Here is a 3,492-nt window from a genome sequence, read left to right as displayed (position 1 = left end):
GGGGGCGGCCGCGAGCGGGACGAAGGGTTCCGGCGGCGGCGGAGGTCCATCTCCGCGCCGGGGACGGGGGGGACCGGACGCGAGCCGGCCGGCGGCGGAGGGCTCGCCCGCACCACCCGGTCGCGCCCGGCCTCCTTGGCGGCGTACAGGGCCAGGTCGGCGCGGTGCAGCAGATCGGACGGGCGTTCCCGGCCGTCCCAGAGCGCGAGCCCGGCCGAGAAGGTCTGCTCCTGCGGGGTGGCCGCGCGCATGGCGGCCAGCAGCCTCTCCGCGTCCGCCGGGTCCCGCCCCGGCATGACGAGCACGAACTCCTCCCCGCCGTAGCGGGCCAGCATGTCCTGCCCGCCCAGCGCGAGGCTCCAGGCCGTGGCGGCGCCGCTGAGCAGCAGGTCTCCGGCCTGGTGCCCGTGGGTGTCGTTGAACAGCTTGAACCGGTCGAGGTCGACCATCGCCAGGCACAGCGGTGTGCCGTCCTGCTCGGCGCGCTCGTACTCGCGGGCCAGCTGGGCGTCGAGGGTGCGCCGGTTGGGCAGCCCGGTCAGCATGTCGGTACGCGCGACCTCGTCGAGGATCCGGGCCTGGTCCTGCAGGCGGCGCAGCAGGTCCGACATCCGGGCCACCACCAGCACGAAGAGCAGCGCGGAGGTGATGGTCACGGGCCAGGCGCTCAGCTCGAACCCGAAGACGAGCTGCGCGGCCATGGTGCCGGGGGCCAGCAGGACGACGGCCATCAGCGTGAGCAGCCGGCGCGTGGTGAAGAACGGCACGCCGCCCGACGAGGTGTTCAGCAGGTCCCGTGCGGAGGGATGCAGCGCCGCGGCGCCCCACAGCACATACGAGGCCAGAAAAGGCGTGTCGCCGAGCGGTAGGCCGAAGACCTCCGCCCCCTCGGTGGAGATGAAGATCACGTCACCGGTGAGGAGGGAGACCATCGCCAGGGTGAGCAGCCGGAAGGACGGCGTCCTGGCACCCGAGACGGACAGCAGCCGGACGATCCCGGCGAGCAGCACCACGTCGGCGAGCGGGTAGGCCAGGGCGACCATCTGGTCGAAGGTGGAGTCGTGGCCGCCGATGTTCGGGTCGATCAGGAGCACCCAGTACGGCAGGAGGAGACCGACGGTGACGATGGTGCTGTCCAGCAGGGCCCCTCGGTCACCGGGGGTCCGCCGGTGCCGGGCGAGCAGCAGCAGGGCGGCCGTGACGAAGGGGTACTGCATCAGGTAGGCGATGTCGGCGGGGGAGGGGAAGGGGTCCACCCCGGCGATGTGGTCGTAGTAGAGCCACATGAGGTCGCCGGTGGCGGTGCCGACCAGGCCCAGGCCCATCAGCGCCCAGGCCAGGCCGACCGTGCCGCGCAGGCGGGCGGCCGCCAGGAACGAGGCCGCCGCCCCGGACAGCCCGACGGAGGCATAGAACGCGTCGCGGAAGGGCCCGTACGGGAGCAGCACGTACACCCCCAGGGCGACGAGGCCGCCGAGGAGGTAGACGCGCCAGGCCCGGGAACCGTCCACGCCGCCCTATCGGCAGGCCGGGCGCGAGGCTGAGGAACCCGGAGGTCCGTATCGCCGGAGAAGAGGATCGAACCGCCGGAACCGCCGGACCGGGGGCGCGGGAGAGGCGCCCCCGGTCCGCGGGGACCACGCTCCGCCCGGCACCGGCCGGGCGGCCGGTCAGTCGGTGCCGGACTCCATGGCGGCGTGGTCGAGGAGCTCGTCGGCGTCCGGGGACTTGCCACGGGAGGCGATGGCCTCCGCGCCGCCCTCGGGCATGGCTCCGATCAGGCCGGTCGCGGCGGCCTGGGCGGCTCCGATCATGGGCTGGGGGCTGCCGAGCATGCCGACGCCGACGTACTGCTCGAGCTTGGCGCGGGAGTCGGCGATGTCGAGGTTGCGCATGGTCAGCTGGCCGATGCGGTCGACCGGGCCGAAGGCCGAGTCCTCGGTGCGCTCCATGGAGAGCTTGTCCGGGTGGTAGCTGAAGGCCGGACCGGACGTCCGCAGGATGGAGTAGTCCTCGCCGCGCCGCAACCGGAGGGTCACCTCGCCGGTGACGGCCGTGCCCACCCAGCGCTGCAGCGACTCGCGCAGCATCAGCGCCTGCGGGTCGAGCCAGCGGCCCTCGTACATCAGCCGGCCGAGGCGGCGCCCCTCGTTGTGGTAGACGGCGACGGTGTCCTCGTTGTGGATGGCGTTGACCAGCCGCTCGTACGCGGCGTGCAGCAGCGCCATCCCCGGGGCCTCGTAGATGCCGCGGCTCTTGGCCTCGATGATCCGGTTCTCGATCTGGTCGGACATGCCCAGGCCGTGCCGCCCGCCGACGGCGTTGGCCTCCAGCACCAGGTCGACGGCGGACGCGAACGTCTTGCCGTTGATCGTCACCGGCCGCCCCTGCTCGAAGCCGATCGTGACGTCCTCGGGGGAGATCTCGACGGCCGGGTCCCAGAACCGCACACCCATGATCGGCTCGACCAGCTCGATGCCGACGTCGAGGTGCTCGAGCGCCTTGGCCTCATGGGTCGCGCCCCAGATGTTGGCGTCGGTGGAGTAGGCCTTCTCGGCGCTGTCGCGGTACGGCAGGCCGCGGGCGAGCAGCCACTCGGACATCTCCTTGCGACCGCCGAGCTCGGTGACGAAATCGGCGTCCAGCCAAGGCTTGTAGATCCGCAGGGACGGGTTGGCGAGCAGCCCGTACCGGTAGAACCGCTCGATGTCGTTGCCCTTGAACGTGGAGCCGTCACCCCAGATCTGGACGTCGTCCTCGAGCATCGCCCGCACCAGCAGGGTCCCGGTGACCGCCCGCCCGAGCGGCGTGGTGTTGAAGTAGGCGCGCCCGCCCGACCGGATGTGGAACGCCCCGCAGGCCAGCGCCGCGAGGCCCTCCTCCACGAGCGCCGCCCGGCAGTCGACCAGCCGAGCGACCTCCGCCCCGTAGGTCGTGGCCCGGCCGGCACCGACCCGATGTCGGGTTCGTCGTACTGCCCGATGTCGGCGGTGTAGGTGCAGGGGACCGCCCCTTTCTCGCGCATCCACGCGACCGCCACCGAGGTGTCGAGCCCTCCGGAGAAGGCGATTCCGACACGCTGGCCTACGGGCAGAGAGGTGAGTACCTTCGACATGCGAATAGGTTTGCATAAGGCCGCATGTTCATGCAACCGCTTCTCGATCCTCGGACAGGGGGGCTGCCGACCTCCCGGTCGCCGGGGGTGTGAGCGGCGGCCGTGAGCCGATCGCGCAGCCGATTTCGCAGGCTGATCGCACAGGCCGATTCCGTGAGCTGATCCCGTGGGCCGATTCCGCGGCCGGCCCCACCGGCCGGGCCGCCTCGCGGCGCTCCCGGCGGCCCGGAAGGATCAGCAAAAAAGAAGCCCCAGTCTCACGATCGACGTCGTGAGCTGGGGCTTTCCTGCTGTTCGACCGGGATGAACCCGGCCGTGGAGTGTGGTGGACGATACAGGGATTGAACCTGTGACCTCTTCCGTGTCAGGGAAGCGCT

At 71.7% G+C, this 3,492-nt stretch carries 1 protein-coding gene and 1 pseudogene; both read right to left on the bottom strand.

Annotation, left to right across the window (positions count from 1 at the left end; genetic code table 11):
* The coding region (locus tag ACWJ6R_RS32670; protein WP_449065917.1) for a diguanylate cyclase domain-containing protein at positions 1–1,511 on the bottom strand (1,511 nt) is incomplete at its 3' end.
* Positions 1,512–1,670: 159 nt separating this feature from the next.
* Positions 1,671–3,115 (bottom strand): annotated as a pseudogene (argG, locus tag ACWJ6R_RS32665) (argininosuccinate synthase).
* Positions 3,116–3,492 lie beyond the last annotated feature (377 nt).

This window comes from Planomonospora algeriensis (assembly GCF_977012225.1).
This window is presented reverse-complemented; position numbering and strand designations above follow the sequence as displayed.